The sequence below is a fragment of the Pirellulales bacterium genome (assembly GCA_019636345.1).
Taxonomy (GTDB): Bacteria; Planctomycetota; Planctomycetia; order Pirellulales; family Lacipirellulaceae.
Window position 1 is genome coordinate 323,471 of sequence record JAHBXQ010000003.1, and the last position, 25,711, is coordinate 349,181.

Below are 25,711 nucleotides of genomic sequence, written 5' to 3' on the forward strand. Positions count from 1 at the left end.
ACGGGTCGCTCGGCAAGGCTTGTCGAGCGACCCGTCGCGGCTGCGCGGCGTCATGGTTCCGAATCGAGCTGGCGTCGTTTACGGAGAGGCTCCATGAGATCAGCGACGGCAGAACCGAGAGCGGCCCGCCGGCAGCCTGGGGGCCTCGTCGTCATGGCGCGCGTGACGACGACCAGCGGACGGCCGACGACGGTCGTCGACGTGACGCATGTGCGATACCGGCTGCGACGAATTCCCACTGGAGACGAACGGTGCGCGGACCGCCGCGGAGACGATTGGCGGTTGCTTGTCAGCACGCGCGTGCTGAGCGACGAGCTGCAATGCGATCCGGGATGGACCGTCGATCGGTACGGCTACAACTTCCGTCACGCGATCGAACTGGAGCCGGAGGAGCCCGGCGGCGCGAATCGTGCGAGGTTCGTCGCCGAGTACGAGTTGACGGCCGTCAACGGACGTACGCTGACGATTCGCTTTCACTTCGGGAGATCAACGCGATGACCGTCGACGTCGAGCAATTGCAGACCATCCGCAGCCTCGCCCTGGCGCAGCTTGCCGCGCTGCACGACGATCCGCTGCCGTCGTACGCAGTCGACGGCGAGGTCGTCGCTTGGAGCGCGTTTGTGCAGCGGCTGGAGCGAACGATCGAGTGGTGCGGCGACCAACTCGCCGCGCGACGGCCGTTCGAGATCCGCTCGCAGGGGACGACGTAGACGGACTGCGACCTGCCGGACGCTTCGGCTTGGGATCGCATCGTCAGACGCGCAATTCGCGATCGTTCGCGCCGCTTCGCGGGTTCCTTCTCGCGTTCGGGGGATCCTTGGCGGTTGATTCGGTCGGGGCGAGTTCGGCGCGGCGACGGAGCAGGGCGATGAAGTCGCGCAGGAGGTCGGCCTGGTCGGTTTCCAACAGCAGCGCGACGGCTTGCAGCAACTCGCGACGGTCGTTGAGCGCGGCGGCGGCGGCCAGCGCGCCGGATTCCGTCTGCTCGCCCCCCACCGCGACGCGGCTGAACAGCTCGTCGAACTCGGCCGGGGTCCAATCGCGGAACAGCTCCGGGTGCGCGGCGATCGCCTCGGCGACCGCGGGGTTCGTACGGCGATCGAACGCCGCGGCTGCGGAGGATCGCGGGGCGAACAGTTCGTCGATCGATACGTCGAGCCCCGCGGCCAGCTTCTGCAGCGTGCGCGGGTGAGGGCGCGCCGTTTCCTCGACAATCGACTGCACGGTGCGCGGCGCCACGCCGGTCAGAGCGGCCACGTCGCGCTGCGTGAGCCCCTGCTCGGCCATGAGCCGGCGAAGTTGGCGGCCGTGGAGATAGCCGGAAGACGTTGCGGCGGACATGGCAGGACGGGTGCGCTGGGCCTTTCGGAGGGCGTGCTCGGGCAATCGGAGCGAGCTGACTGCGGCGTGGCGGCCGAGGAAAGCGACGTGCCGATTGACGTTCGAGCGAATATAAACACATGTACACGTAGCGGCGTCGCCCGTCAACTCCCCAAACTACCGGGAGCCGCCATTTCCCCGAGATTTGCGATGCCTGACCCGGACAGTTCCACCGCAGATCGCTTCTGCATCATCGGGGCGGGCAGCTCTGGGCTCGCTGCTGCGAAGAACTTTCGCGAGGCGGGGATTCCGTTCGACTGTCTCGAGCGCGAAGACGACGTCGGCGGAAACTGGTACTACGGCAAGCCGGCCAGCAGCGTCTACGCCTCGACGCACCTGATCTCGTCGAAGACGCTGACCGAGTACGTCGACTTCCCCATGCCGGAGGAGTACCCCGAGTACCCCAGCCATCGGCAGGCCTTCGAGTACTTGCGGGCTTACGCCGATCGGTTTTGTCTCCGAGAGCGCATCGAGTTCAACACGAGCGTCGAACGGGCCGTGCCGCTGGGCGACGCGGGCGCCGGCTGGCTGGTGCGCCTGGCCGACGGGCGCGAACGGCGGTATCGCGGGGTGGTGATCGCCAACGGACACAATTGGGACCCGCGGTTTCCCGACTGCCCGGGCGAGTTTACGGGCGAGGCGCTTCACTCGTGTCAGTACAAGACCCCCGACGCGATGCGCGGCAAGCGCGTGCTGGTCGTGGGCGGGGGCAACAGCGGGTGCGACTTGGCGTGCGAGGCGGCGATCCACGCCGACGCGGCGATCCAGAGCCGGCGGCGCAATTACCACGTGCTGCCCAAATTTTTCCGCGGCAAGCCGATCGACCAGTGCAACGAACTGGTGCTGTGGCTGCGATTGCCGTTGTGGCTGCGGCGTCTGGCGGGGAGCGTCGTCGAGCACGTCGTGCACGGCCCCGCGTGGCGCACCGGCGTGCCGCGGCCGGATCACCCGCTGTTTTCCACGCACCCGGTGATCAATTCGCAGATCCACCACCACGTGGGCCACGGGCGGCTGGTGTTGCGGCCCGACGTGAAGCGGTTCGCCGGACGGCGGGTCGAGTTCGTCGACGGCACGACGGACGAGGTCGACCTCGTGATCTACGCGACCGGGTTCAAGGCGACGATCCCGTTCGTCGAGCCGGACGTGCTGTGCTGGCGCGACGGGGCGCCGCGGCTGTTCTTGAACGTGTTCCACCCGACGAGGGACGACCTGTTCGTGATCGGGCTCATCCAGCCCGACAGCGGGCAGTGGGGGCTTGTCGATCATCAAGCGCGGTTGGCGGCGCGGTACTTGAACGCCGTGCAGCGGGCGTCGCTGAAGCGGGCGCCCGCCGGGCTTGCGCGGTTCGAGAAAGCGCGCGCGGCGAACGCTTGGAACCCCGGCGGGGGAGTGCGATACCTCGACTCGCCGCGGCATCGGCTCGAGGTCGAGCACTACGGCTATCGCCGGCAGTTGCAGCGGTGGATCAAACGGCTCGCGAATGTTTGACGGGGACGTTCGATTGCCGAGGTCCGGGACAGCGGCGACCGCTTCCTGACATCGACAATCGCGCATCACCCATTCCGCATCGTCACGACGCCGCAACCTCGGTCAAATGCTGCCCCATGCGAGCCAGGGCCCGGCGGGTGTCGACGGTCAGGCGCAGCGTGGTGCTCCAGCGGCCGTCGGCGTCGGGGACGACCATCCAATGGGGGACGACCGCCACGGATTGGTGGACCAGTTCGAAGCCTCCTTCGCTCTGGCTGACGGTTTCGACCGGGTAGGTCCAGACCGCGGTCGGGGCGTCGAACGACAGGCCCGCTTCGATTCCCAGCCACTCGTCGACCAGGGCGATCCGGGTGACTCCCTGCAGATCGAGCTGCCGGCCGAGTTGGCCGAGGCGGTTCCCTGCGGCGTCGAGGAAGTAGCGATCGTCGGCGCCGGAGGGGAGGCCGGCGAAGTTGAACTCGGGGCAGAGATGCAAGCCCACGTCTCCCGGGACGTTTTCCAGGTAGTACGCGATATCGAGGGTCGCGTCAGCCATGCCGAGGGTGATCCCCTTGGTCATCTTCACGGGGCGCTCGAACACGCGCCCTTCGCGGGTCAGTTGCACCTGGACCCGATCGTCGCTGCGCCGGAGCTTGGCGTGAAACGGCGCCCGGAGAAAGTCGCCGAACTCCTGGGCCCGGCCCGCGGCGACGTCGGCGTGCGAGACGTCGGCCGCGAAGAAGTGGTCGACGAGGCAGTTCCGCTGGTACGGGTCGTATCCCAGCCGCTGGTCGAGCCCGTCCTGCTTGAACACGACGCGGTCGTGGATGCTCGCCACGTCGCCGCCGGCGGCCGACGGACCGCGCAGCACGGCGCGATGGTAGGCCTCGGGCCGACGGGCGAGAGTCGCCCCCAGGTTATGGCAGATCGTCCGGGCGTCGAGTTCGTAGAGTTGCCCCCCCTCGGCCGGGGCGACCAGGGCGGTCAGCTTGTTGCTGGCGAGGCGCACCTCTTGCCGACCATCGAGGTTGTAGTCTTCGGCGGCGATCTCGACCCAGGGTTGCTGGTCAGCCTGCCAGCCGCGGCCCTCGTACTGGTCGAGCAGGTTCTCGGCGGCGATCAGGTGGTTGTACACCGCGTTGCGGAGGTGAGGCAGGTAGGCTCCCCCGAACGCGCCGTGCCAGTAGCTGCAGTTGCACTGTCCGCGATACAGTTCGCGGCGGGCGTAGTCGATCAGATCCCCCTCGGCGCCGGCGTCGACCATCTCCTGCAGGCGCCGGCTGACCATCTGCTGCCGGGCGTACATGACGTTGGTTTCGGGGTACTTGACCTTGAAGTTGCGCCAGTACCCGCCGCGGACGAACGGAGCGACGGCGTCCCACTTGCCCGCTTCGGCGAGGTCGTGATGGACGTCCTCGAACTGGTTGATCTTGGCCGCAGGGAGGGCCCACTCGGTCATCTCGCGGTAGCTCCCCTCGGGGATGTACATCTTGCCCAAGGGGGGGACGTGCTCGATCGCTTCGCTGGGCGTGGTGACCTTGAGCCAGTCGCCGTTCTCGGCCAGCGCGGTGAAGAACTGGTCGAGCCAGCCGCGGTCGTAGACGTGCTCTTTCGTTCCGGGCCAGGTGCCGAATTTTTCCCCGTCGTCGCCGAAGACCATGACGGCGCCGGGGTGACGCTGGTGGACTTCGCGGAGATAGTTGATCGTCTCGTGGGCGGGCTGGAAGGGGATAAGGTAGCGGAGCCGCTCGCTGCCGGGCAGGACCCGCAGCACGCGGCCGTCGTCTTCGGTGACGAAGTAGCCTTCCAACTGCTCGCTGTCGAACCCGGCCTTCTTGAAGTGGAAGTCGTCGAGAAGCGTGAAATCGATCCCCGCGTCGACGACGTTCGACGTGAGCGCCTGCTCCCAGACGCGCTCGGGCATCCACATGCCGCGGACCTTGGCGCCGAGCCGATCTTCCAACCACTGGGTGTAGAGCCGGATCTGCCCGATACGGTCCCGGGGGGGGATCATCGGCAGAATCGGTTCGTAGTAAGGCCCGCCGACGATCTCCAACCGACCCGCGGCGACGAGTCGGGAGAGTCGGTCGACGTACTCGGGGTGCTTTGCGTCGAGCCACTCCATCAGCGAGCCGCTCGTATGGAGCGCGATCCGCAGCGACTCGTACCGTTCGAATACGTCGAGAAACGGCAGATAACTGTCCTGGTAAGCCTGCTCGAAGACCCCGTCGAAATTGCCGATGGGCTGGTGATTGTGGAGGACCAGGACGAGTCGCAAGGGATGCTGGGACATCGCGGGGCTTTCGGCAGTCGTGGGGCGGACGGCTTGGCGACGGGGGGGCCACGATCGGGGGGAGCGACCGGCGGGGACCGATCGTCGCCGCATCGCGGGGATCGGTCCCGAGGTGCGTCGTTCCGATCCGCTGGACCCTTCGTGGTGCGCAGTTCGGCGCTGTCGTACTAGGATTGCCGGTTTCTCGGTCGGAGGCTAGTCGAGAGCGGGCCTGATTATAGGAAAGAACGGGGCGAGAACGAAGCTGCGCCCGGTCGATCCGGCATAAGCGAGAAGGGTTCCGAAGTCGGCCCAGTTTACGAGATCGGCGCGGCTTGACGCCCTCGCACCCGGGCGCCGGAACCCGCGAATCGCGCGAATGCTCGTTGCGGGCTGCGAGCAACGCGTTGGTCCTGAGTTGTCGTCCGAACCCTCTGCACCCTCTGCGAAGATCCGGGATTCCCGGTGAATCCTGAAACCGGGCAGCGCCGGAGGCGCAAGCGAGCCACGAGACCTTCGCGTTACTTGAGGGCCGCACGCAGTTGTTCGGCGGCGCGTTCGGGGGCGAGGGGGTTGACGTAGACCCCGGTTCCCAGTTCCAGGCCGGCGAAGTGAGAGAGCCGCGGGATCAGTTCCCAGTGCCAGTGGAAGTGCGGCTCCCCGCTGCTGGCAAAGGGCGCCGTGTGGAGGATCAGGTTGTAGGCCGCTCCCGGCGAGACCCGCACGAGCGCCGCGACGAGCCGTTGCAGCGACTCGGCCGCGGCGCGGCAGCCGGCGTCGTCCAGCGCGGCGAAGTCCGCGGCGTGTTCGGCCGGCAGGATCCAGGTTTCAAACGGCTGGCGCCCCGCATACGCGGCCAGCGCCACGAAGCCCTCGTGGCGGCAGAGAAATCGCTCCCCCGCGGCCAGCTCGCGCTCGACGAGGTCGCAGAACAGGCACCGGCCGGTCGCGGTGCGATGGGCCGCGGCTGCGGCGACCTCGACGGCCAGTTGCTCGGGGACCTCGGGGAAGGCGATCAGTTGGCTGTGGATGTGTTCGAGCGACGCCCCGGCCCGGTGGCCCGAGTTCTTGAAAATGATCGCCGCGGCGAGGTCGGACCGCCGCGAGCACGCCCGCAGGCGATCGCGATGCATGGCGAGCGCGGCGGCGAACTGCTCGGCCGACAGCTCGCCGAGTTCCGCGACGTGGTCGGGGGACTCGACGATCACCTCGTGAACGCCGCGCGCCGGGCCGGTCGCGGCCACGGCGGGGTACTTGTTGGGAACCACCCGCACCCGCCATCGTCCGTCGGGTCCCAGGGCCTCGGCTGCGGCGTCGGGGGTGATGTGTTCGTGCCCGGCGCAGAACGGGCAGTGCTCGCGCCGCGCGGCGGGGGACTCGACCCGCTCCTCCCCCGCGGCCTCGTCGTAATCATGCGGCCGGCCGGCGCGTTCCTCGGCGACGTAAACGCGCCGGCCGGTGACGGGGTCGAGGCGAAGGTCAGGCATGGGGAGAGAGGCGAGCGCTAGTTCGTGAGCGGCGAATGGCGGAGAGCAGGTCGGCGCGGAGGCAGCTGATCTACGCCAGTCGCCGGCCGTCCGCTCTCACTCCGCCGCCGCCAGCACCGAACGATCGCGGGTTTCCTGATAGAGTTTGGCGTAGGCGCGGGCGCTGGCGGTCCAGGACCAGTCTTGCTGCATGCCGGTGCGGATCAGTTGGCTCCAGACGACCGGGTCGGCGTACGCCCGGCAGGCGTATTCCAGCGTCTCGGCCAGGGCGAGCGAAGTGTAGTCTTCGAACGCGAAGCCGGTGGCCGTGCCTGCGGCGAGATTCTCGGGGGTTGCGTTGACGACCGTGTCGGCCAGCCCCCCCGTGGACCGAACGACGGGAACCGTGCCGTACTTGAGGCTGTAGAGTTGGTTGAGCCCGCACGGTTCGTACTGGCTGGGCATGAGGAACAGGTCGGCCCCCGCTTCGATGCGGTGGGCCGTCTCGTTGGAAAATTCCAGTCGCACGGCGACCCGATCGGGGTGCGCCGCGGCGAGCTGCGACAGGACTTCGTGATACCGCGGTTCGCCCGTGCCGAGGATGACCCACTGGGCGTCGACCTGGACGGCCCACTGTTTCATCACGCGGGCAATGAGGTCGAACCCCTTTTGGTCGGCCAGCCGACCCACTGCGGCCAAGAGCGGGACCTGCGGCCGCACGGGCAGACCCAAGCGGCGCTGGAGGTCGTCTTTGCAGGCGGCCTTGCCGGCGGTGAACGACTCGGCGTCGTACCGGTGAGCCGGGGCGAGGAACTCGTCGGTTTTCGGGTTCCAGACTTCGTAATCGACGCCGTTGATGATGCCGACCAGCACGTCGCGGCGGTGCTGCAACGCGCCCTCGAGCCCGCAACTGAGCGGCGGATGGAGGATCTCCTTGGCGTAGGTCGGGCTGACGGTCGTCAGCGCGTCGGCGAACACGATGCCCGACTTCAGGAAGTTGAGGTTCCCGTAGTACTCCATCTGCCGCCAGTTGAAGTACTTCCAGTCGAGCCCGGTGAGGGCCATGTCCCAGTGCCAGAAGGTCCCCTGGTAGGCCAAGTTGTGGATCGTGAGCAGCGACGGCAAACCGTCGAACTCGGGCCGGTCGGCGTACAGCGTGCGGAGGTACGCGGGGATGAGCCCGGCTTGCCAGTCGTGGCAGTGGACGAGGTCCGGTTCCAGTCCCAACAGCGGAATCGCCTCGAGCGCCGCCCGGCTGTAGAAGATGAACCGTTCGCAGTTGTCGCGGTAGTCTTCCCCGTCTTCGCGGTACAGTTGCGGCCGGTCGAAGTAGTCGGCGTTCTCGATGAAGTACACGGGGACCTGCGTGCCGGGGAACGTCGCCCGCAGGTAATGGCCGCGAACCGTCTTCTGCCCGACGGGGATGTCGCAGGACACGCCGGTGTGCTCGACGGGGACGCCGGCCTGCCGTACTTGCGGAAAGGCAGGGAGGATGACGGTCGGGTTGTGTCCCAGTCGGGCCAACTCGGCGGGGAGCGCTCCGCAGACGTCGCCCAGTCCGCCGGTTTTGACGAACGGCGCCGCTTCGGTCGTGGCGAAGAGGATGTTCATGGCGGGGGGAGTCGCAGGAGGTCCGGGGTCGGAGGAAATTGGCGGGTGGCCGCGCAAGCTGCCTGTCGCCGCTCGCCCTTTCAAGGCCGATCAACACTCACGCGTCGCTGACTCCGTCACACGACCTTCGCGATGCACTCCGCGACGCGCCTCACGTTGGCAGGGGTGAGCCCGGCGACGTTGATCCGTCCCGAGCCGACGATGTAGATCGCGAAGTCGTCCTTGAGCCGCGCGACCTGCTCCTTCGTGAGCCCCGAGAAGGAGAACATCCCCCGCTGGCGGGTCATGAAGGAGTAGTCCCCCGGCGCGCCGGCCGCCGCCAGGGCGTCGACCAGGGCGTGCCGCATGCCGTTGATTCGGGAACGCATCGCGGCGACCTCCCCCTCCCACTGGGTCCGCAGGTCGGGGTCGCGGAGGATCGTCGTGACGACCTCGGCGCCGTGCGCCGGGGGATTCGAGTAATTCGCCCGGATGACCTTGTTGAGTTGCGACTGGACCGCCTCGGCCGCCTTCGCGTCGGGCGCCAGGGCCATGACCGCGCCGACCCGTTCCTTGTACAGGCTGAAGTTCTTGGAGAACGACGACACCGCCAGCAGCTCGGCGCCGGGGCGGGCAAGCTCCGCCAACCCCGCGCCGTCCTCGGAGATGCCGTCGGCGAACCCCTGGTATGCAAAATCGATCAACGGCAGCACCCCCTGCTTGGCGACCGCGTCGCCGATCGCCTTCCATTGGGCCGGGGTCGGATCGGCGCCGGTTGGGTTGTGGCAGCAGCCGTGCAGCAAGAGGACGTCCCCTGCGGGCATCTGGCCGATGGCCGCGAGCATCGCTTCGAAGTCGAGTCGATTCCCCGCCGCGTCGAAATAGGGATAGGTCTTCGTCGGCACGCCGGCGGCGGCAAAGATGCTGGGATGGTTCGGCCAGGTGGGGTCGCTCAGCCAGACGGTCGCCTGGGGGAGAACCGCGTTGACGAGATCGGCCGCGACGCGCAGTCCTCCGGTTCCCCCCGGCGTTTGGGCCGATGCGATCCGCTTGCCGGCGATCGCCTCGTGTCCCTTGCCCAACGCCAACTCGGCGACTGCCGTGCAGTATTCGGGCGAACCCGAGATCGGCAGGTACGACTTGCTGGAGCTCGTGGCGGCGAGCAGAGACTCGGCGATTTTCACCGTCTCCAGCAGGGGCGTCTGCCCCGACTCGTCCTGATAGACCCCGACGCTGAGGTTGATCTTCTCCGGGCGCGGGTCGTTCTTGAACGCGACGCTGAGCCCGAGGATGGGGTCGGGAGGAGCAAGCTCGACGGATTCAAACATGGGGGGAGAAGTCGGAGGTGAGTGGTCGAAGTTCAGAGGGGGAGAGGCGACTCAATGCGCATCGCGAGCCGGGGCGTCCCCGCCCCCGGCCAGTTCGAGCGTCCCTGCCCCCCGGCCGTGCGATGTCACACCGCCCTTGCGGGATCTGCCCGGTTGACCCTCTGACGCGGGGCGTGCGACAATTTCAGCGGTTAAGCATAGGTCCCCCGCCGGGGCGATAAAAGCCCCGCCCGCGCTCGGCGGAGGGCTTCCGGCGCCCGCGACGGGGGATCATTCTCTCCGTTGGGAGTCTGGTGGTGGTGCAAGCGGGTCTGCCCTCGTCGCGCGTCGGTCTGTGGCTCATCGGGGCCCGCGGCGGGGTCGCGGTGACGACGATCACCGGGTTGGCGGCGCTGAGTCGCGGGCTGACGGGGGGCGTCGGTTTGGCGACCGCCGCGCCGCCGCTGGCCGATTTGCCGTTGCCGGAGTGGGGCGATTTCGTCGTCGGCGGGCACGAAATCCGCGCGACCACCCTCGCCGCGGAGCTGGACCGGCTTCATCGCGACAGCCGTGTGATCGACCCCGCGACGATCGCGCAGGTTCAGGACGACCTGTCCGCCGCGGACCGAGAAATCCGCCCCGGCGTGGCGTGGAACGTCGGCCCGCGGATCGCCGAGTTGGCCGGCCCCGAGATCAATCGGGCCGAAGGGCCCCGCGACGCGATCGCCCGGATTCAGGCCGATCTGGCGGACTTTCGTCGCCGGCACGAGTTGGAGACGGTCGTGGTGTTGAACCTCGCCTCGACCGAAGCGGCGCTTCCCCCGGAAAGCTGGCCGGGGACCTGGGCCGAGGTCGAGACGCTGCTCGACGCCCCGGCGTGTCCGCTGCCGGCCAGTTCGCTGTACGCGATCGCGGCGCTCGACGCGGGGCACCCCTACGTCAACTTCACCCCGTCGCTGGGGGCGACCCCCGCGGGGATCGACGAGCTCGCCCGGCGGCGCGGCACGTGCCATGCGGGGCGCGACGGCAAGACGGGCGAGACCTTGCTCAAGAGCGTGCTGGCGCCGATGTTCGCGGCGCGGCGCCTGGAGGTGATGAGCTGGGTCGGTCACAACATTTTCGGGAACCTCGACGGCCGGGTCCTCGACGACCCGGCCAACAAGGAGGCGAAGCTCAAGAGCAAGGACGCGCTCTTGAGCGAGATCCTGGGCTACGCCCCGCAGACTCATATTTCGATCGAGTACATCGCGAGCCTGGGAGATTGGAAAACTGCCTGGGATCACGTCCATTTCCGGGGTTTTTTGGGGACTCCGATGACTTTGCAGTTCACCTGGCAGGGGTGCGATTCGCTGCTCGCGGCGCCGCTGGTGTTGGACCTGGCGCGGCTGGCGATCCACGCCCGGCGGCGGGGCGAGGTCGGTGCGATCACCCCCCTGGCCAGCTTCTTCAAGAGCCCCCTGGGCGCCGCCCCGCACGCCTTCGCCGACCAGGTCCGCGCGCTGCATGAGTGGGCCGCGGGGAGTCGGTAGGAGGGTCGCGGGTTGTCGGCGGCGGGCGACTCGGCCAGCGGCCGCCATCGGCAAGTCGCGACGCGCGTCGCAGGCGCAAGACTCCTCGCGCGATCGCCGACTCTTCGTCTCAATCGATCGCTTGGCTCCAAGCGACCACTCCCTGCCGACCGCCCGCTCCCCGCTCCTCGCCACAAATCTTCAAACTCCACTTGACGAAAGTTTCAGAAAATTGGTTCAATGCGCGCAATGGAAGCGGACGAATAAGGAATATCGCTTACGGCGAGTTTCCTGACCGCAGCCAGACGAGCCCTGTCGATCGCACCGTTCGTTTCGCTTCATACGATTCGCTTCGAGATTCATACCAATCATTTCGCGACGACCGACGGCTTGTCCTGTTGCCCTTTGGATCCCTTTCTCTCAGGCGTCACTTAACGGAATTGGTGATTGATCGGCCGGCGGAGCTATTCCGCCCTGTTCTGCGGAGCCCGGCCGAACGCCGCCCCCTTTGCCGCAACGCGTGACGCGCACGCGGCGTTTCTGAGGAGTCATCGAAGTCCGCCGATCCGGGCGTATCGCCCCCGCTGCACTTCGACATTTTCTAGTTCTGCTGTTCCCCCGTCTTGCTACGGCGCCCAGGGGGAAGAGCTTGTGTTTCACCCTTGGGCGCTATCAGGGAAGGAGCCGTAAGGCTATGGCTGCGAAGAAAGCTGCGAAGAAGAAGGCCGCCCCCAAGAAGGCCGCGAAGAAGAGCCCGAAGAAGAAGGCTGCCAAGAAGGCCGCGCCGAAGAAGGCTGCCAAGAAGAGCCCGAAGAAGAAGGCCGCCAAGAAGGCCGCTCCGAAGAAGGCTGCCAAGAAGAGCCCGAAGAAGAAGGCCGCCACCAAGAAGGCCGCCCCGGCTGCTCCGGCCGCCAAGTAAGCTTGTCGCTCGCGCCTCGCTGGTCGAGGCGCTGCGAAGGGGAAACGACACAAGCGGTCGACGGCGCTTCCTTGCGAAGCGCCGCGCGACCGCTTTTTCTTTGCGCCCTTCGAAAATGTGGAGCCGCTTGCCGGACGACTCGTGCGGTTTCATGTCCTGCGCACCAGGCACGGCTCAGCGGCCGGCGAGCAGCACGGTCGCTTTGCGGGCCAGCCGCAGGACGCTTTCTTCGTCGGTCGTGGCGACGAGCTCGGCGGCCGTGAACCACCGCACGGCGTGCGACTCGTCGCTCAGGGTCGGCGCCGCGGCTGTCGGACTGACGATCAGGAATCGGACGTCGTGGTGCTCGTGGGCGTCCTCGATCAGCCGGCCTTCGGCGTCGCGCCGCGCGGGGATCTCATGGACGTCGAGATCGAGAGGCACGATTTCGCCCTCGGCGAACAGCTTCAACTCGGCGAGCCCCGATTCCTCGATCGCCTCGCGAAGGGCCACCTGCGGGACGTCGCACTCGCCGTCGGCGTGTCCGCCGGGTTGGAGCCACTTGCCGAGTTTCCGGTGATGCACCAACAGGGCCTGGGATCCGTCGGGGGTCGTCACCCACGCCGACCCCGTGACATGCCCGGGCCGGCAGGTCCGCTCAAAGCAATCGGCGTGCTCCGTGACAAGGGCGTGAATCCGTTGAGCGACGGTGCGCTCCTCCGGAAAGCGAGTCTCGTACCGATCGAGCAACTCCAAGAGATCGCGGCGATGCATGGCGGCGGACGTGAGAGGCGAGAGGTCGGGGGGCAGGGCATGAGCGCGGGCGTCAGGCGATGGTCCAGTCGGGCCGGGCGTAGCGCTCGGCGACAATTGCGGCGGTCCGCTCGCGGGGCCAGTCGGGGAGGGGTTCGACGGCGCCCCACGCCGTGGCGAGCGTTTCGACCAGTTCCGCGCGACTCAGCGGCAGGTTCGTCACGAATTGGTCGTGCGAGCGGCGATTGCGGTACTCCGGCTGACGCGGCGGCTCGGCGAGCCAGCGCCCCATGCAGGCCACGTCGAAATCGTACAACAGCGTGCCGTGGTAGAGGACGGATTGCCGCCTGACGCGGAGACTGTTTCCGGAGACCTTCACCGGCGTTGCGTCGCCGGCGGCGATTGCCAGGTCCGAGGTCCCGGAGCGGCGAATCGCAGGGACCTGGGGCGCGAGCGCCGCCGCGATCCGCTCCAGCACGAGCTTGTGGGCGACGTCGATCGCCGGCAGCCCGGGAGCGGCGGACGCCTCGAGCACGACGGCGTACATGAGGCACCCCGGGCCGGCGACGATCGCGGCCCCGCCGCTCGTGCGTCGCAGCACCGGAATTTCGTCGCGTCGGCAGGCGTCGATCCGCACCTCCTGGTCGACCCGCGACGAGCGTCCCAGGACGACGACCGGGCGGGGCGACTCCCAAACTCGCAACACCCCCTCGCCCTGCAGGCCAGCCTCGACCTCGTCCTGCAGGGCGTCGTCCAGGGCGAGATTCGCCGCGGGCGAGTCGAGCGTGAGGGGCAAATGCCGCATCGGCGAACGCACTCGCGTGCTCTGTGGTGAAGCGTTGTGCCAGGGGCCGGTTGACCCTCTCCGGGCAGCATCTACACTCGACGGATTCCCCGCTCTTGCCAGAAAGCGTCCCTCAGTATGGCCGACGACCCCGAGAAAATCCCCCCCCAAGTCGGCGTCGACGAACTGCTGCCGCCGGTCGAAGCCCCCAGCGGGGCGTTCATCATGCAGTTGTTCATCATCCCGGCGGTGATCGTCGCGGCGATCGTGGGGGCGTGGCTGTTGATCAACTCGCTGGCGCGGCGCGACCAGCTCGCCCCCGACGACGTGGTGGCTCGGCTGCGGTCGCAGAACCCGTCGCGGTTCCAGGTGGCCAACGACCTGGCCGACATGCTGCGGATGCCCGAGCGGTATCCCGACGTGAAGCCCGACGCCGAGTTGGCTGCGGCATTGGGCAAGCTGCTCGATGAAATGGTCGCGGCCGGGGACGACGGCGACGCGAGCGTCAGCATGCGCACTTTGCTGTGCGGATTTCTCGGCGAGTTCAGCGTGACCGACGGGGCGCTCGCGCTTGTGAACGCCGCGAAGAACGATCCCGAGCCGTCGATCCGTCGCAAGGCGATCGGTTCGTTGGCCGTGCTCGCGCAGACGCTCGCCGACCGCCAGCCTCCCGAGGCGCTGGAACTCGACGGTTTGGCCGGCGTGTTGATCGCCGCGGCGAACCAACCGGACGACGACGCGCTGCGGAGCGAGACGGCGTTCGCGCTGGGGGTGCTGGCGAGCGTCCCCGGGGCCGATTCCCGCTACACGGACGAATTGGTGAAGCTGCTCGACGACTTTTATCCCGACGCGCGCTACAACGCGGCGAACGGCTTGGCGCGCACCGGCAACTTGGCGGCGGTCGACACGGTGGCCGAGATGCTCGATCTCGACGCGATCCAGGGAAGCGTCGCGACGCTGCAGCCGTTCAACGATCAGGTGACGCCCGAGGCGCTCGCAGTCGCGCGGGCCGAGAAGCGGGACATGATTCTCATCAACGCGGTGAAGTCGGCCCGAACGCTGCACGAGCAGAACCCGGACGCGAAGTTCGAGAAGCTCGCTTCGGGGCTCGAGACGCTGATCGCCGCAGCGCCGCAGATCCCCGCCCCGGGCCGCGTCTCGCCGACGCTCGTGAAGGCGGCCGAGCAGGTGTTGGGCGAATTGCGGCGGGCGGGGCGGTGATCGGCGGTTGATCGACGCGGAGCGTCGCCCCGCTCGGTCGCCGGTCGCAAGCGACCACTCGCCTTTCCCGCTCTCGATTGCGCGAATCTGTTCCGATTATTCCGCCGGCGCCGGTTGTAGCGGCGCGCGACTTTCGGCTTCTTGAGCCCCGAGAGTTGCGGGGGCGTCGGCGGGGGTGTCCGATGGAACGAGCGCAACGGTTCGCCAGTCGGCGCAACCCGCGCTGCGGAGCCCCTTTGGCCCGGTGCTAGCGATAAAAACGCCCGCTAGGCGAGTTGCCTGGCGCCGCGGGCGAGCAACACTGTGATAGAGGGGAACTTGTCGGGCCGGACGTGCGTAAACGCCAGTGGTGCGTTCACGTCGTTGCGCGGCCGCGTCTCCTCCGCTCATTCACTCGCGCTACCAGTAGGTGACTCGCATGAAAGCCATTTGGGCCCGTCGGCTGGCGCTCGCGGCCACGTTCTGCTCCACGTTCTCGACCCCCGGGGTCGCCTGGTCGCAATGCTGCGGGCAGGAATATCGCATCCAGTACGAGACCGTCTACGAAGAGCGCGAAGCGACCGCGTACAAGCTCGTTAACGAGACCGTGTACGAGGAGCGCACGCTCACCGAGCAGGTTCCCGTCTGGGAGACCGAGACGCGCGAGCGGCGCTACAAGGTCGCTCGACCGGTCCGCGAAACGAACACCCGCGAAGAGCGGTACGTCGTGCAGCGTCCCGTCTATGAGACCGAACTGCGCGACCAAAGCTACAACGTCGTCCGCAACGTGTACGAAACTACGACGCGGCAGGAACGGTACACCGTTCAGCGCCCCGTGTGGGAGACCGCCGAGCGCGAGGAGCGGTACACCGTCATGCGTCCCGTGACCGAGACGGTCGAGCAGGAGCGCCGGTATACGGTGATGCAGCCGGTGACGCGGTACGAAACGCGCTACGTCGACCAGGGTTGCTGGGTCGATCAGGTGTCGTACGTCCAGGCCCCGCCGCAGCGCGCCGGGCTGGTGCGGATGCCCGCCTCGCAGGTTGTCGACCCGGCGAGCGGGCTCGTGCAATACCAACGTCCGGGGCTCGCCTGGGCCAACGTGCAGGCTCCCCCGCAACCGGTGGTGCAGAAGGCGTGGAAGCCGAACGTGGTTCCCGTGCAGTACCCAGTGACGCAGCTCTGCCCGCAGGAGGTCGTCCAGAAGGTCCCCGTGCAAGTTTGCCGGTACGTCCCCGAGGAAGTGTGCCGCAAGGTTCCCGTGCGGACCTGCAAGATGGTCGCCGAGGAACAGGTCCGCGAGATCCCCGTGACGGTCTGCCGACAGGTCGTCGAGCGCGTCGAGAACAAGGTTCCCGTGCAGGTCTGCCGGATGGTGACCGAGGAGCGGGTTCGCCAGATTCCGGTGGTCACCTGCCGGTGGGTCACCGAAGAGCGGGTCGAGCCGGTCGAGGTGCGGGTCTGCAAGATGGTCGAGAAGCAGACCACGGTGCAGGTGCCGCGCACCGTATGCCGCAAGGAACCGGTGACGTACAAGTACCGCGTCCCGCGGACGATCATGCACAAAGTGCCGATCGACCAGCCCTGCTGCGGCGCGAGCGCGGCCGTTGAGGCGCCGACCGACGAGCCCAAGCTCGTGGCGGCGAGGTAAACGTCGAGCGTTCTTGACGATTCCCTTCATCGGCTCCGGGATCGACGGCATCCCCGTCGCGCGACGCGCGGTGCGTTGACTCGCTGCGGGCGGCGCTGGACACTTGTCGGGAGCAGTCCCGAACTTGTCCACTTGTGCGCCTGTGCGTCATGGTCCCCGACGACGCTCCATTCGAAACGCACCCTGACGGCGATTCCGCACAACCGGGCGAGTTGGCTGGCGAGGTCGTGGGGTTCGTGGGCCGGTTGCTGGGGATGACCCACGACGAGGCGGGCCAGTTCGTCGTCTCCGCCGGCGGGGCCGTCGCCGAGCCGCATCATCCGACGACCACCCTGGTCGTCGTCGGCGATCATCAGCGGGACCTGGCCGCCGCGATCGAGCGGCTCAAGCATTGCGACGTCGTCGCCGCCTCGGTCGCGACGGGTCGGGTGCAGTGGGTTCACGAATCGCAATTGTGGCAGCGGCTGGGGCTCGTCGAGGAACTCGCCCAGCGGCGACTGTACACGCCGGTCATGCTTGCCGAACTGCTCGAAGTCCCCGCCGCGGCGGTGCGGCATTGGCATCGGCGCGGGGCGCTTGTCGCCGCGCGGTGCGTGCGACGGTTGCCCTACTTCGACTTCGCCGCGGTCGCCGTGGCGCGACGATTGGCCGAACTGCATCGCGCCGGGTGCTCGCTGTACGTGGTCGATCGCCAATTGGCCTCGCTGGGCAAGCTGGCCGACGCCGACTTGGCGGACGAGTTGGTCGTGGCCGATCGTCGCCTGCTGATGCGGCGGGGGGACGAATTGGTCGAACTGCACGGCCAGCGGCGCTTCGACTTCGCGACCGATGCGGCAGCAGACGAGTCCGAGAACGATGCGCCGACGGTGGTGAGCATCCCGCTCACGGCGGCGGCGCTCGCGGCCTGCGGGTCGAGCGAAGGGGAGCAGTCGCTCGTCGAGCAGTGGGAGCTCGAGGCGCTGGAGCATCAGCGCGCGGGGCGGTTTCGCGAGGCGGCCGAGGCGTATCGCACGTTGCTGCTGGCGGCGGGGCCGACTGCCGAGCGGCAATTCGCCCTGGCCGACATGCTGTACCAGGGGGGCGATTTGTCGGCGGCGCGCGAGCGGTACTACGCGGCTCTCGAACTCGACGAAGAGTACGTCGAGGCCCGGGCGGCCTTGGGGTGCGTGCTGGCCGAATTGGGAGACCTGGAACTGGCCGTCGCGACGTTCGCGGGGGTGCTCGACATGGAACCCGACTTCGCGGACGGGCACTATCATCTGGCCGGGGCGCTGGAGCGACTCGATCGTCACGACGAGGCGCGGCGGCACTTGGCGGCGTTTCTGGCGTTGGCGCCCGAGAGCCGGTGGGCCGACGCGGCTCGAGCGCGTCTCGGCGACGCCCCGCCGCCGACGTAACATCTTGTGCCAATTGCACTTTGCAGTTGACGGCCGGCGCCGAAACCTCGATAAGCACAGGACATCGCTTGACGTAAGTTCGCGAGTTTTCTTGCCCGTTGGCAGTCGATCGGCATGAGCGACATCCTTTTCCATTACGAGAAGGTCAACCCCACCAGTTGGGCGTACTTGTCGTCGCTGCTGATGCTGGCGTTGTTTTTCAAGTTCACGCGGATTTGGAGCCTGCGGAATCTCGATCTGCTGCTCTTGATCGCCCTGGCGCCCGGGCTGCTGTTGACGCAGTACGGGTTGGAGAACGTCGAGGCGACGCGGATCCTCAAGCTGGGGTTCATGTGGCTCCACGCGGTGGGCGTGCTGTTGATGATCCGCCTGCTGGTGGATCCGGCGTTCGTGCGGCGGCCGCTGTTGGAGCCGAACCTGAACTCCGCAGGACTGGGGTTCCTCGGCGGGGCGCTGCTCTTTTTCCTGATGGCGAACATCGTCACCGGCAAGCCGAAGCTCGGCGACGTCTCGCCCGGGCGCACCGCCGCGGCGATTCGCGAGGGGCAGGAGTCGGACGAGCTTGAGGCGACGTTCGATACGACCGGCCCGGGCTATTGGCTCTTGTACCTGATGCCGCGGATCACGACGCAGAAGGTCATCGCCGGCGGGACGTCGCGCCCCGCGCCGCCGACGGAGTCGGACACGGCGGAAGACTTGCAGCAGAACAAGGTGCTTAAGGCCACGGCCCGGGTGATGGCGATCTTGTCGCAGGTGTCGATCGTCACGGGGCTGCTGGTGATCGGGGCCCGGCATTTCGAGAACGGGGCCGCAGGGCTGGCCGCCGCGGCCATGTACCTGCTGTTGCCGTACACGGCCCTGTGGACCGGCGACGTGCGGCACGTGCTGCCCGCGTCGCTGTTGGTGGGGGCGGTGGCGCTCTACCGGCGGCCGATCGCCGCGGGCGTGTTGCTGGGGCTCGCCAGCGGCATGATCTACTACCCGGTGTTTCTGCTGCCGCTCTGGTGCAGCTTCTATTGGCGCCGCGGCGTCAAGCGGTTCGCCGGCGGCGTGCTGCTGGCGATCGCCGTGTTGGTGATCGTGGCCGCGCTGATCGACGGCAGCTTCGACGTGTTCCGCGACCACTTCATGCAAATGTTCGGCCTGCGCGTCCCCACGATTAATCCGACGATGGGGATCTGGCAGTTCTGGGACGGCTGGTACCGGTTGCCGATCCTGGCGTTGTTCGTCGCGCTGGCGTTCAGCTTCATCGCCTGGCCCGAGCCAAAGAACCTGGGGCACTTGGTCAGCGGTACGGCGGCGCTCATGCTGGGGGTCCAGTTCTGGCACGCACACGACGGCGGGTTGTTCATTGCGTGGTACTTGCCGCTGCTGTTGCTGACGATCTATCGGCCGAGCCTTGAGGACCGCGTTGCGCTGAGTCGCGTGGCCGAGGGGTGGTGGCAGGTGCGGCAGCGTCGCCGCGCAGCGGCGGGGTGAGCGGACCGGAGTGGCTCGTCGGGCGACGCCCCGGCAAACGATTCGACGCGTGCTAGCGGCAAGGTTCTCTTGCGGCGGATCGCTGGCGGCGGCTACATTCCGCGGCGCTTGCTCGCGCGGGCCCCGCGCAAGCAGTCGCCCCGTCAGCCCTCAACCGCCAGCGCCGCCATGAACGGATTCGACGCCGCCCAGGGAATCGTCCTCAACGACTCGGCCCAGCAGGTGGTCAACGACGTGCTGACCTGGATCGGATTCGGCACGCTGATCGGCCTGTTGGCCAAGGGGATCATGCCGGGGCGCGATCCCGGCGGGGCGATCGCCACGGTGCTCATGGGGATCGGCGGCACCGTCATGGGGTGCGGCGTCATGAGCTTCTTCAACAACGGGCAGCGAATCGTCCCGGTGAGCCCCTTGGGGATGATCGTCGGCACGGTCGGCACGCTGATCATCCTGTTTTTCTACAAGCTGCTGGGAGGGTACTACTTCATCGAAGGGGAGTACGTAACCCGCACCCACCGCCGCCGCTCGGGCTACGCCCGCCGCCGCCGCTACGACTCGGCGGTGTATGAGGATTAAGCCTTGTCCCCAGGCTTGAGACTGAGCCGCGGGATGTCAGAGCCGAGTCTGGCGAATTGCCGGCGCCGATTTCGTATCACCTGCGGCTAGCGTCGGTCGTTCGAACTGCAGCGTCGCGTCCGCTTCCCAGCGGCGGCCGACAGGCTTGCGATGGTTCAGGACACGTAAACCGTCGACATGCGCTGCCGGCCGCCAGAGGGGAATGTCAGCAGAAGGAGCCGGCCGACTCACTGAAGTCGAGCCCCCCAAGCGATCGAGGCCGCAGGGCGTCCGGGCGGTTCGCCGCGGCGAGTCCCCGCAAACTCCTGCGGCCTCGTTCCCAGCGGCAGCGCTACGGCGCCGACAGCTCGTACACCAGCTTCGCAGGCGGGACCTTCGAGGCGATCTGGCTGAAGGCCTCGAGCAGTTGCGACTCCATGGTCGCCACGGTGCTGCCGCCGGGGACGTTGATGTACACCCCGCCGGCGGCGTGGGCGATCGCTTGCATCAGGTTGCGGTCGGCGTCTTGCCCCACGGCGAGCGTGTGGATGGTAATCCCGCGCTTGATCGCCTCGGTCGCTTCCCAGAACGCGTACTGTTTGTTCACGTCGCTGGTCGTGTAGTCGGCCGTGCCGTCGCCGTCGAAGTCGGTCCAGTCCTTCCACTTGAAGCTGCCGGGCAGGCTCCAGCCCGAGGGCCGCTGGTTGGTTTGGCCGTCCGTCATGACGAGCATCGTCGGGCGGGCGCCGTAGCGGACATGGCCGGTGTCGCTCGGATCGCTGGCGACGCCGACCAACAGCTCGCGTGCCTTCAGGATGCCGTCGCCCATGGCGGTCCAGCCGTTGTACTCGCCCGCCTGATGGCGGCGTTGCATCGCGTCGATCGTGGCATAGTCGGACGTGATGGGGTCGGCCGAGACGTCGATGTTCACCTCGCCGTCGGCGTGGGTCTTCTGCTGCACCGCCCATTGGCCGTAGGCGACCCAGCCGACCTCGTCGCCGAATTCCAGATCATTGAGGAAGTCGAGAAACAGCGACGTGCCGTTCTTCACCGCGTGGAACGGATAGTGGGGCGTACGCCACAGGTCCTCCGACTGACTGGGATCGAACCGCTGGGCCTGCAGATAGTCCATCAGCGTGCGATAGCCGTAGCGGCGGTTGTACGTGCCGCTCAGCCCCTTCACGTAGTTGATGTAGCCGTTCCACAGGGTGTCGCTGGCGGAGTTCGACGGCTTGTTCTTCGGCGAGCCGTTGCTGTACCGCCCTGCTTGCGGGAAGGGGAACTTCCGCACGCCGCTCGCGTTTTGGTTGAGTTGCAGCGTGCTGAGGATCGTCGCGGTGTCGGTGCTCGACACGTACGTGCCGTAGTACGATTTTACTTGTCCGAAGCCCGTGCTGGGGAACTTCGCCTGCGAAGTTCCCGGGAACTTGGGGTTCGCCGCGACCAGCGAATTCCACATGCCGTCGAGCAACTGCTCGGCTTGCGATTGACCAAGCGAGCTGATCAGCGAGCTGTCGTCGTTCATCGAGGCCGATACGTCGAGCACGACGACGATGTCGCGGGCCTCGACGAAGGCGGTCGCGGAGGTCTGCAACGGCACCTGCGAGCGACCGACCGCGAAGCCGAACGCCAGCGGCAACTCGCCGTCCTGGGCGGTCGTGTCCGCGTTGGTCCGCCGCGCGACGACTTGCACCACGTTGAACGGGGAGGCGTTCCACTGGATCGGCCAGGTTCCGGTCCCGGCGTCGTAGACCCGCTTGCCGAAATTGACGTCTCCGTCGGGATCGACGAACACGCCGTTGGCGGCGGCGACGGTCGCGGCCATCTGCCGAGCCGCGGCGACGGCGATCGAGTTGGCGTCGATGTTGGCGGGGCCTTGGCCCTGGCCTGCCGCGTGAACGGCCGCGGTGATTTCCTGCGCGGCGGCCAGCGCGGCTGCGTCGACCGCGTTCTGCATCCGCGTCTCAGTGAGCACGATCCGGCCCGTGTCGACGCTGAGCGCGACGAACGCGAACAGCGCACACAAGCAAAAGCCCGTGAGAACCACGATCACCCCGCGACGCGAGGGTTGCGGCGGAGGTCCGGCAAGGCGAGGGCGAAGGGCGATCATGGCAGCGATCTCCGGGAGCGAAAGAGGGGCCGAGGCGGCGAGGGAGGGACGAGGCAACAAGTCTCGGGGCGTGCGGGCGATCAATCCGACAACGTGGCGCGGCCGTTGCGGAACGTGATCGCCGCCGACAATGCGTAGTCGCTGTCCTGTGCGACGGGGGTGTAGCTAACCTTCGAGTAGGGGATCGACACCTGCACCTTGAACAGTTCCATGTCGTTGGCGGGGTCGTCCAGATCGAACGCTTGCGAGGGATCGCTCGCCCTGACGACGGCCACGGCCACGTCGTTCTTGTCGAAGCCCATCGTGGCGAGAAAGTTCTTCACGTCGCTGACCAGTTTGTTGTTGGCGGTCTGGCCCGGGAGGAGCATGCCGTCGCGGTCGAGCGCGGCGAACCGGGCGCCTTCGCGAGCGGCCGACTCGAGCACGTTCTGCACCTCGTATATCCGCGTCAATTCGCTCACTCCCACGATCAGCCCCAAGAGCAGGGGCGCCACGCAGGCGAACTCGACCGCCACCGCGCCGCGGCGCGAGTCGGACCCAAGGCGGCGACGGGCACGAGGATTGCGGCCGACGACGCGGCGGTTCGAGGCGAGGGGGTCCATGACGAACGCTCCGGAACGGGGGAGGGCGAATGCGGGGTTATAAGCCGGGGGTGCGGCGATTCACTCGTGACGCATAAACGACTGGGCCTGCAGCACCACGCCGTTCATGAAGGGCATCGGAACCAACGCGACGTCGTTGTAAGCGACCCGCGCCCGAACCACGAACATCTGCCGCGGTTCGGCGGCGGAGACCTCCAGGTTCGGCAAGTCTTCGATCCCCGCGCCGGTCGCGGCGGGCGGGTTCGCCGAGTCGAACGCGCTGGCGTCCTTGACGAACACCGAAGTCGCGCCCGCCTTGATCGCCGAATTCATCGTCTGATTGACCCGCGCGGTCACGTTGGCCGTGGTCGTTCCCTCGGTGGCGCCCATCCGGGCCGCGACGCGCACCGCGCTGTTCAGCACGTTGGTCACCATTTGGGCATGGCCGAACTCGATCAGCGCGAACACCAGGAACATGAACACGGGCAAGATGAACGCCGTCTCGACGACCGTGGTTCCGCGGCGCGAGGAGCGCCGAGCGCGGCGGATGTGGGCGAGACGGAGCACCATCGTTCGGCGACCTGGGCAAGAGTCGCGCTTCGCGCAGCGGTCGGCTTCGATCGGCCTGCGACGGACGTCGGGGCGAGCGAATCGACGAGTGCGCAACGGCGCGAGAGGAGGCGGGCGAGAGACAAGGCGGGATTCAGGCGGGACAAGAGCCGAGTCGCGGCGCGCCGCACGGGGCGACGAGGCCGCATTCTCGGCTACTACAACCCTAGGTCGGAAAACCGGGTTGGGAGCGGCTTTCCGCAAGATCGGCGGAAGATTTTCGCCCGCCGGGGGCCAGCTGCGCAGCCGCCCGGATCGATCCTGCCGCCCCGGCGAGGAAGGATCCGGGGCTCAGAACCCTTCCTTGCGCATCACCGACGACGCGGTGATGGTCTTGCCCCCCATGAACCAGGGGCTGGGGATCCAGCTCACGTTCGAGAAGTCGACCGACGTGGTCACGGTGATCGGGGTTCCCGCGGTCGCCGTGCCCGGATTGGGCGTGACGGTCGTCGCGACCCCCGCGACGCCGATCCCCGTGGCGTAATCCGCGACGGCGCTGGTCACCGCGTCCGTCGAGGAGGTCAGGACGACCGCCTGGCGGGCCCCGACGCGCGAGGCGTTGACGAGCACCTGCTGGATCATCAGCGCCCGACCCACCTCGATGATGCCGATCAGCAGCATGAAGAACACCGGCGCCACGAGCGCAAACTCGACGACCGAGGCCCCGCGACGATGACGGCGCTGCGTGCGTCGCCGGCCGATCGAGTTGAGAAAGCGAGCGTTGTTCATAGCAAGGTCGACGGTTGAGGATTGCGGTTGTCGTTCGGGGCTACTTCACCAACACGACCGGCGAGAAGACGAAGTCGCTCGTCGAACTCGACGAAGGGACGATGCCCGTGACGACCATCGGCGCCGGCTGGACGATAACCCGCTTCGAGGTCATCGCCCCGGTGAGCCGCACTTCGAGGATGCGGATCCCCGCCCAGCGGACGATCGTGTATTGGGCGTTGTTCCCCGGGCCGACGACCTTGGAGAAGATCGGGATCATCCGCGGTTTGCCGATGATCGAGGCCAGTTCGTCTTTGACGCCGGCGCTGATCCCCGTGTCGCCGTTGAGTTGCAGCTCTCCCAGACCGTCGAACACGACTGACCCGCCGTGGTAGGCCAGATCGGCCGCGGAGACGCCGTGGAGGATCTGCCGGGCGATGTCGGCCGTGCTGTTGTTCGAGCTGCCGATGTCGACCGTGCCGCGATTTCCCGGCGAGCCGGTCCCCTGGGGATACAGATTCACCTCGCGGATTCCGTCGGAACCGCTGGTCACGGCTCCGGTGGCCGGGTCGTAACGCCAGTTGTCGCTGGTGCTGCCGGCCAGCAGGGCGTTCCAGGTTTCGACGTCGAGGGCGAACGGCAGCAAATCGAGATTCCCTCCGCCGGGCGGGACGGTGAATCCCTTGACGTGCCGCGAATACGCGGCGGTCGCCTCGGCGTCGACCCCCTGGCCGGTAAGGCCGAAGACCTTGGCGAAAAAGAACGGCACCTCGCCGTTGAGCGTGCCGTCGCGCCGGACGCGCACGCGGACCGCGTTGTATGCGTCGGCGTGACAGGTGCTGAGCTCGCCCGTGGTCGTCGACAAGTCGGCGATTTGTCCAAAGACGACGTCGCCGGCGGATTGGTTGCCGGAGTTTTCGCTCAGGGCGGGATTGACCCCGCCGACGGGGTTCACGCCGGCGTAGTCCGAGGCGACGGTCCGGCTGGCGGTCATTGCCCCCGCGGCGTCGGTTCCGGTCGAGACCCGCTTGGCGTGTTCCCAGCAGGCGGCCAGGGCGGCCGCGTCGGCGGTGCGCTGCAGCTCCTGCTTGTTCGACAGGACGTAGCCCACGTCGACCGAGAACGCGACCATCCCCAACATGACGATGGTCATGACCGCCGCCAGCACGGTGATCGTCCCTCGTCGTTCCGTCGCGCGTCGGCGGCGCGTGTGGCTATGCGAGCGGCTCATGACGAGATTCCTTATATTCGCTGGGGGAAACGAGAAAGCGAGGATGCGTCGACGAGAGTCCGTCGAGGGCGCGGCGGCGGGGGGTCAGGGATCGAGATCCGTGTCGACGTCGATCGGGGCCACGAGTTCGTAGACTTGTCCGACCGAATCGGTCCAGCGGAGCCGGGTGAGCGTGAGCGATTTGACCCGATTGCCGGCGAAACTCACCCCCGACTGCTCGATCGACACGGCCGGGCGATAGCTGTTCAGGTTGGTCGCGGTCGACGCATAGGAGAGCCGCAATTCGCCCTCCTCGTCGCCGAACGCTCCCCAGGAGGCGCTCGTACCGCCCACGACTTCGTAGGCGATCCGTCCCTCGTCGAGGGTCAGCCGCTGGACCCAGCTGACCGTTTCGTTGTTTTGGTTGAGCGTTTCCCCGTGGGCGCCGTCGCGAGCGCTCACGAAGTCTTCGTCATGCCACCGCTGCACCTGCATGCCGCCGGGGATGAAGCCGGGGTGGCTGCGGTGATTCAGGGTGAATACGAAGTAATCGCCGGAAACGTCGCCCGTCGGCGAGGTGACCATGACGACCTGCGGGGCGCTGCTGGGGCCGTCGGGTTCGCCCAGTTGCAGTTCCCAAAACTCCTCGATCTTGACGATGTCAATCGCCAGGGCCTCGCCGACGGCGACTCCCCCCCACGCGACCAGCGCCGCGACCAGGGCCGGCCAGCGCCCCCGCGCCTGGTTGGTCTCCGTGGCAACGCTGACCGGCAGCGCATTCGGCAT

The 25,711-nt window shown here is 67.6% G+C and carries 23 protein-coding genes; 10 read left to right on the plus strand and 13 right to left on the minus strand.

Annotation, left to right across the window (positions count from 1 at the left end; all coding sequences use genetic code 11):
- Nucleotides 1–153: 153 nt before the first annotated feature.
- Together KF688_09065 and KF688_09070 are read left to right on the plus strand one after the other, a co-directional pair.
- Nucleotides 154–498 (plus strand): hypothetical protein, encoded by a 345-nt coding sequence (locus tag KF688_09065; GenBank protein MBX3425817.1) that lies wholly within the window; start codon nt 154–156, stop codon nt 496–498.
- Nucleotides 495–710 (plus strand): hypothetical protein, encoded by a 216-nt coding sequence (locus KF688_09070; GenBank protein MBX3425818.1) that lies wholly within the window; start codon nt 495–497, stop codon nt 708–710. The genes KF688_09065 and KF688_09070 overlap by 4 nt, the downstream gene beginning before the upstream one ends.
- 43 nt (nt 711–753) lie before the next feature.
- On the opposite strand, the gene KF688_09075 is transcribed toward KF688_09070, so the two are convergent.
- Nucleotides 754–1,341, minus strand: a complete 588-nt coding sequence (locus tag KF688_09075) for a helix-turn-helix transcriptional regulator (GenBank protein ID MBX3425819.1) — start codon at nt 1,339–1,341, stop codon at nt 754–756.
- A gap of 189 nt (nt 1,342–1,530) precedes the next feature.
- Between KF688_09075 and KF688_09080 the strand changes: the two genes are divergently transcribed.
- Nucleotides 1,531–2,868, plus strand: a complete 1,338-nt coding sequence (locus KF688_09080; GenBank protein MBX3425820.1) for an NAD(P)-binding domain-containing protein — start codon at nt 1,531–1,533, stop codon at nt 2,866–2,868.
- Between the two features lie 82 nt (nt 2,869–2,950).
- Here KF688_09080 and KF688_09085 read toward each other — a convergent pair whose 3' ends face one another.
- From KF688_09085 to KF688_09100, 4 genes are all read right to left on the minus strand, one after another.
- The gene (locus tag KF688_09085) at nt 2,951–5,140 is read right to left on the minus strand and encodes a DUF1926 domain-containing protein (GenBank protein ID MBX3425821.1); all 2,190 of its coding nucleotides are present in this window, start codon (nt 5,138–5,140) and stop codon (nt 2,951–2,953) included.
- Between the two features lie 500 nt (nt 5,141–5,640).
- Nucleotides 5,641–6,606, minus strand: coding sequence for a DUF4931 domain-containing protein (locus KF688_09090; protein ID MBX3425822.1), 966 nt, complete (start codon nt 6,604–6,606; stop codon nt 5,641–5,643).
- 96 nt (nt 6,607–6,702) lie between these two features.
- Entirely contained in the window at nt 6,703–8,196 is a 1,494-nt protein-coding gene (gene glgA / locus KF688_09095) for a glycogen synthase GlgA (protein MBX3425823.1), read from the minus strand.
- A 116-nt stretch (nt 8,197–8,312) separates the two neighbouring features.
- Nucleotides 8,313–9,503, minus strand: a complete 1,191-nt coding sequence (locus KF688_09100) for an aspartate/tyrosine/aromatic aminotransferase (protein MBX3425824.1) — start codon at nt 9,501–9,503, stop codon at nt 8,313–8,315.
- A gap of 311 nt (nt 9,504–9,814) precedes the next feature.
- Between KF688_09100 and KF688_09105 the strand changes: the two genes are divergently transcribed.
- Nucleotides 9,815–11,011: an inositol-3-phosphate synthase gene (locus KF688_09105; GenBank protein MBX3425825.1), complete on the plus strand. Its 1,197-nt coding sequence runs from the start codon at nt 9,815–9,817 to the stop codon at nt 11,009–11,011.
- 673 nt (nt 11,012–11,684) lie between these two features.
- Nucleotides 11,685–11,909, plus strand: a complete 225-nt coding sequence (locus KF688_09110) for a hypothetical protein (GenBank protein ID MBX3425826.1) — start codon at nt 11,685–11,687, stop codon at nt 11,907–11,909.
- Nucleotides 11,910–12,083: 174 nt separating this feature from the next.
- On the opposite strand, the gene KF688_09115 is transcribed toward KF688_09110, so the two are convergent.
- The gene (locus KF688_09115) at nt 12,084–12,662 is read right to left on the minus strand and encodes an NUDIX hydrolase (protein ID MBX3425827.1); all 579 of its coding nucleotides are present in this window, start codon (nt 12,660–12,662) and stop codon (nt 12,084–12,086) included.
- A gap of 52 nt (nt 12,663–12,714) precedes the next feature.
- A complete protein-coding gene (locus KF688_09120; GenBank protein ID MBX3425828.1) occupies nt 12,715–13,446 on the minus strand; it encodes a lipoate--protein ligase family protein in 732 nt (243 codons plus the stop codon).
- 117 nt (nt 13,447–13,563) lie between these two features.
- Between KF688_09120 and KF688_09125 the strand changes: the two genes are divergently transcribed.
- The 5 genes from KF688_09125 (at nt 13,564) to KF688_09145 (ending at nt 19,728) form a co-directional block, all read left to right on the plus strand.
- A complete protein-coding gene (locus tag KF688_09125) occupies nt 13,564–14,646 on the plus strand; it encodes a hypothetical protein (protein ID MBX3425829.1) in 1,083 nt (360 codons plus the stop codon).
- Nucleotides 14,647–15,064: 418 nt separating this feature from the next.
- Nucleotides 15,065–16,276: a hypothetical protein gene (locus tag KF688_09130; GenBank protein ID MBX3425830.1), complete on the plus strand. Its 1,212-nt coding sequence runs from the start codon at nt 15,065–15,067 to the stop codon at nt 16,274–16,276.
- A gap of 149 nt (nt 16,277–16,425) precedes the next feature.
- Nucleotides 16,426–17,673 (plus strand): tetratricopeptide repeat protein, encoded by a 1,248-nt coding sequence (locus tag KF688_09135; protein MBX3425831.1) that lies wholly within the window; start codon nt 16,426–16,428, stop codon nt 17,671–17,673.
- 108 nt (nt 17,674–17,781) lie between these two features.
- Entirely contained in the window at nt 17,782–19,152 is a 1,371-nt protein-coding gene (locus KF688_09140; protein ID MBX3425832.1) for a hypothetical protein, read from the plus strand.
- 168 nt (nt 19,153–19,320) lie between these two features.
- A complete protein-coding gene (locus tag KF688_09145) occupies nt 19,321–19,728 on the plus strand; it encodes a GlsB/YeaQ/YmgE family stress response membrane protein (GenBank protein ID MBX3425833.1) in 408 nt (135 codons plus the stop codon).
- A 331-nt stretch (nt 19,729–20,059) separates the two neighbouring features.
- Here KF688_09145 and KF688_09150 read toward each other — a convergent pair whose 3' ends face one another.
- The 6 genes from KF688_09150 to KF688_09175 all read right to left on the minus strand — a co-directional run bounded on the left by KF688_09150 (nt 20,060) and on the right by KF688_09175 (nt 25,711).
- Nucleotides 20,060–21,817 (minus strand): VWA domain-containing protein, encoded by a 1,758-nt coding sequence (locus KF688_09150; GenBank protein ID MBX3425834.1) that lies wholly within the window; start codon nt 21,815–21,817, stop codon nt 20,060–20,062.
- Nucleotides 21,818–21,897: 80 nt separating this feature from the next.
- The gene (locus KF688_09155; GenBank protein ID MBX3425835.1) at nt 21,898–22,419 is read right to left on the minus strand and encodes a pilus assembly protein; all 522 of its coding nucleotides are present in this window, start codon (nt 22,417–22,419) and stop codon (nt 21,898–21,900) included.
- Nucleotides 22,420–22,479: 60 nt separating this feature from the next.
- Nucleotides 22,480–22,968 (minus strand): pilus assembly protein, encoded by a 489-nt coding sequence (locus KF688_09160; protein ID MBX3425836.1) that lies wholly within the window; start codon nt 22,966–22,968, stop codon nt 22,480–22,482.
- Nucleotides 22,969–23,298: 330 nt separating this feature from the next.
- Nucleotides 23,299–23,736 carry a pilus assembly protein gene (locus KF688_09165; GenBank protein ID MBX3425837.1) on the minus strand — a complete coding sequence of 146 codons (438 nt, stop codon included), beginning with the start codon at nt 23,734–23,736 and terminating at the stop codon, nt 23,299–23,301.
- Nucleotides 23,737–23,776: 40 nt separating this feature from the next.
- The gene (locus tag KF688_09170) at nt 23,777–24,946 is read right to left on the minus strand and encodes a hypothetical protein (protein MBX3425838.1); all 1,170 of its coding nucleotides are present in this window, start codon (nt 24,944–24,946) and stop codon (nt 23,777–23,779) included.
- A gap of 84 nt (nt 24,947–25,030) precedes the next feature.
- Complete coding sequence (locus tag KF688_09175) at nt 25,031–25,711, minus strand: hypothetical protein (protein MBX3425839.1); 681 nt, start codon at nt 25,709–25,711, stop codon at nt 25,031–25,033.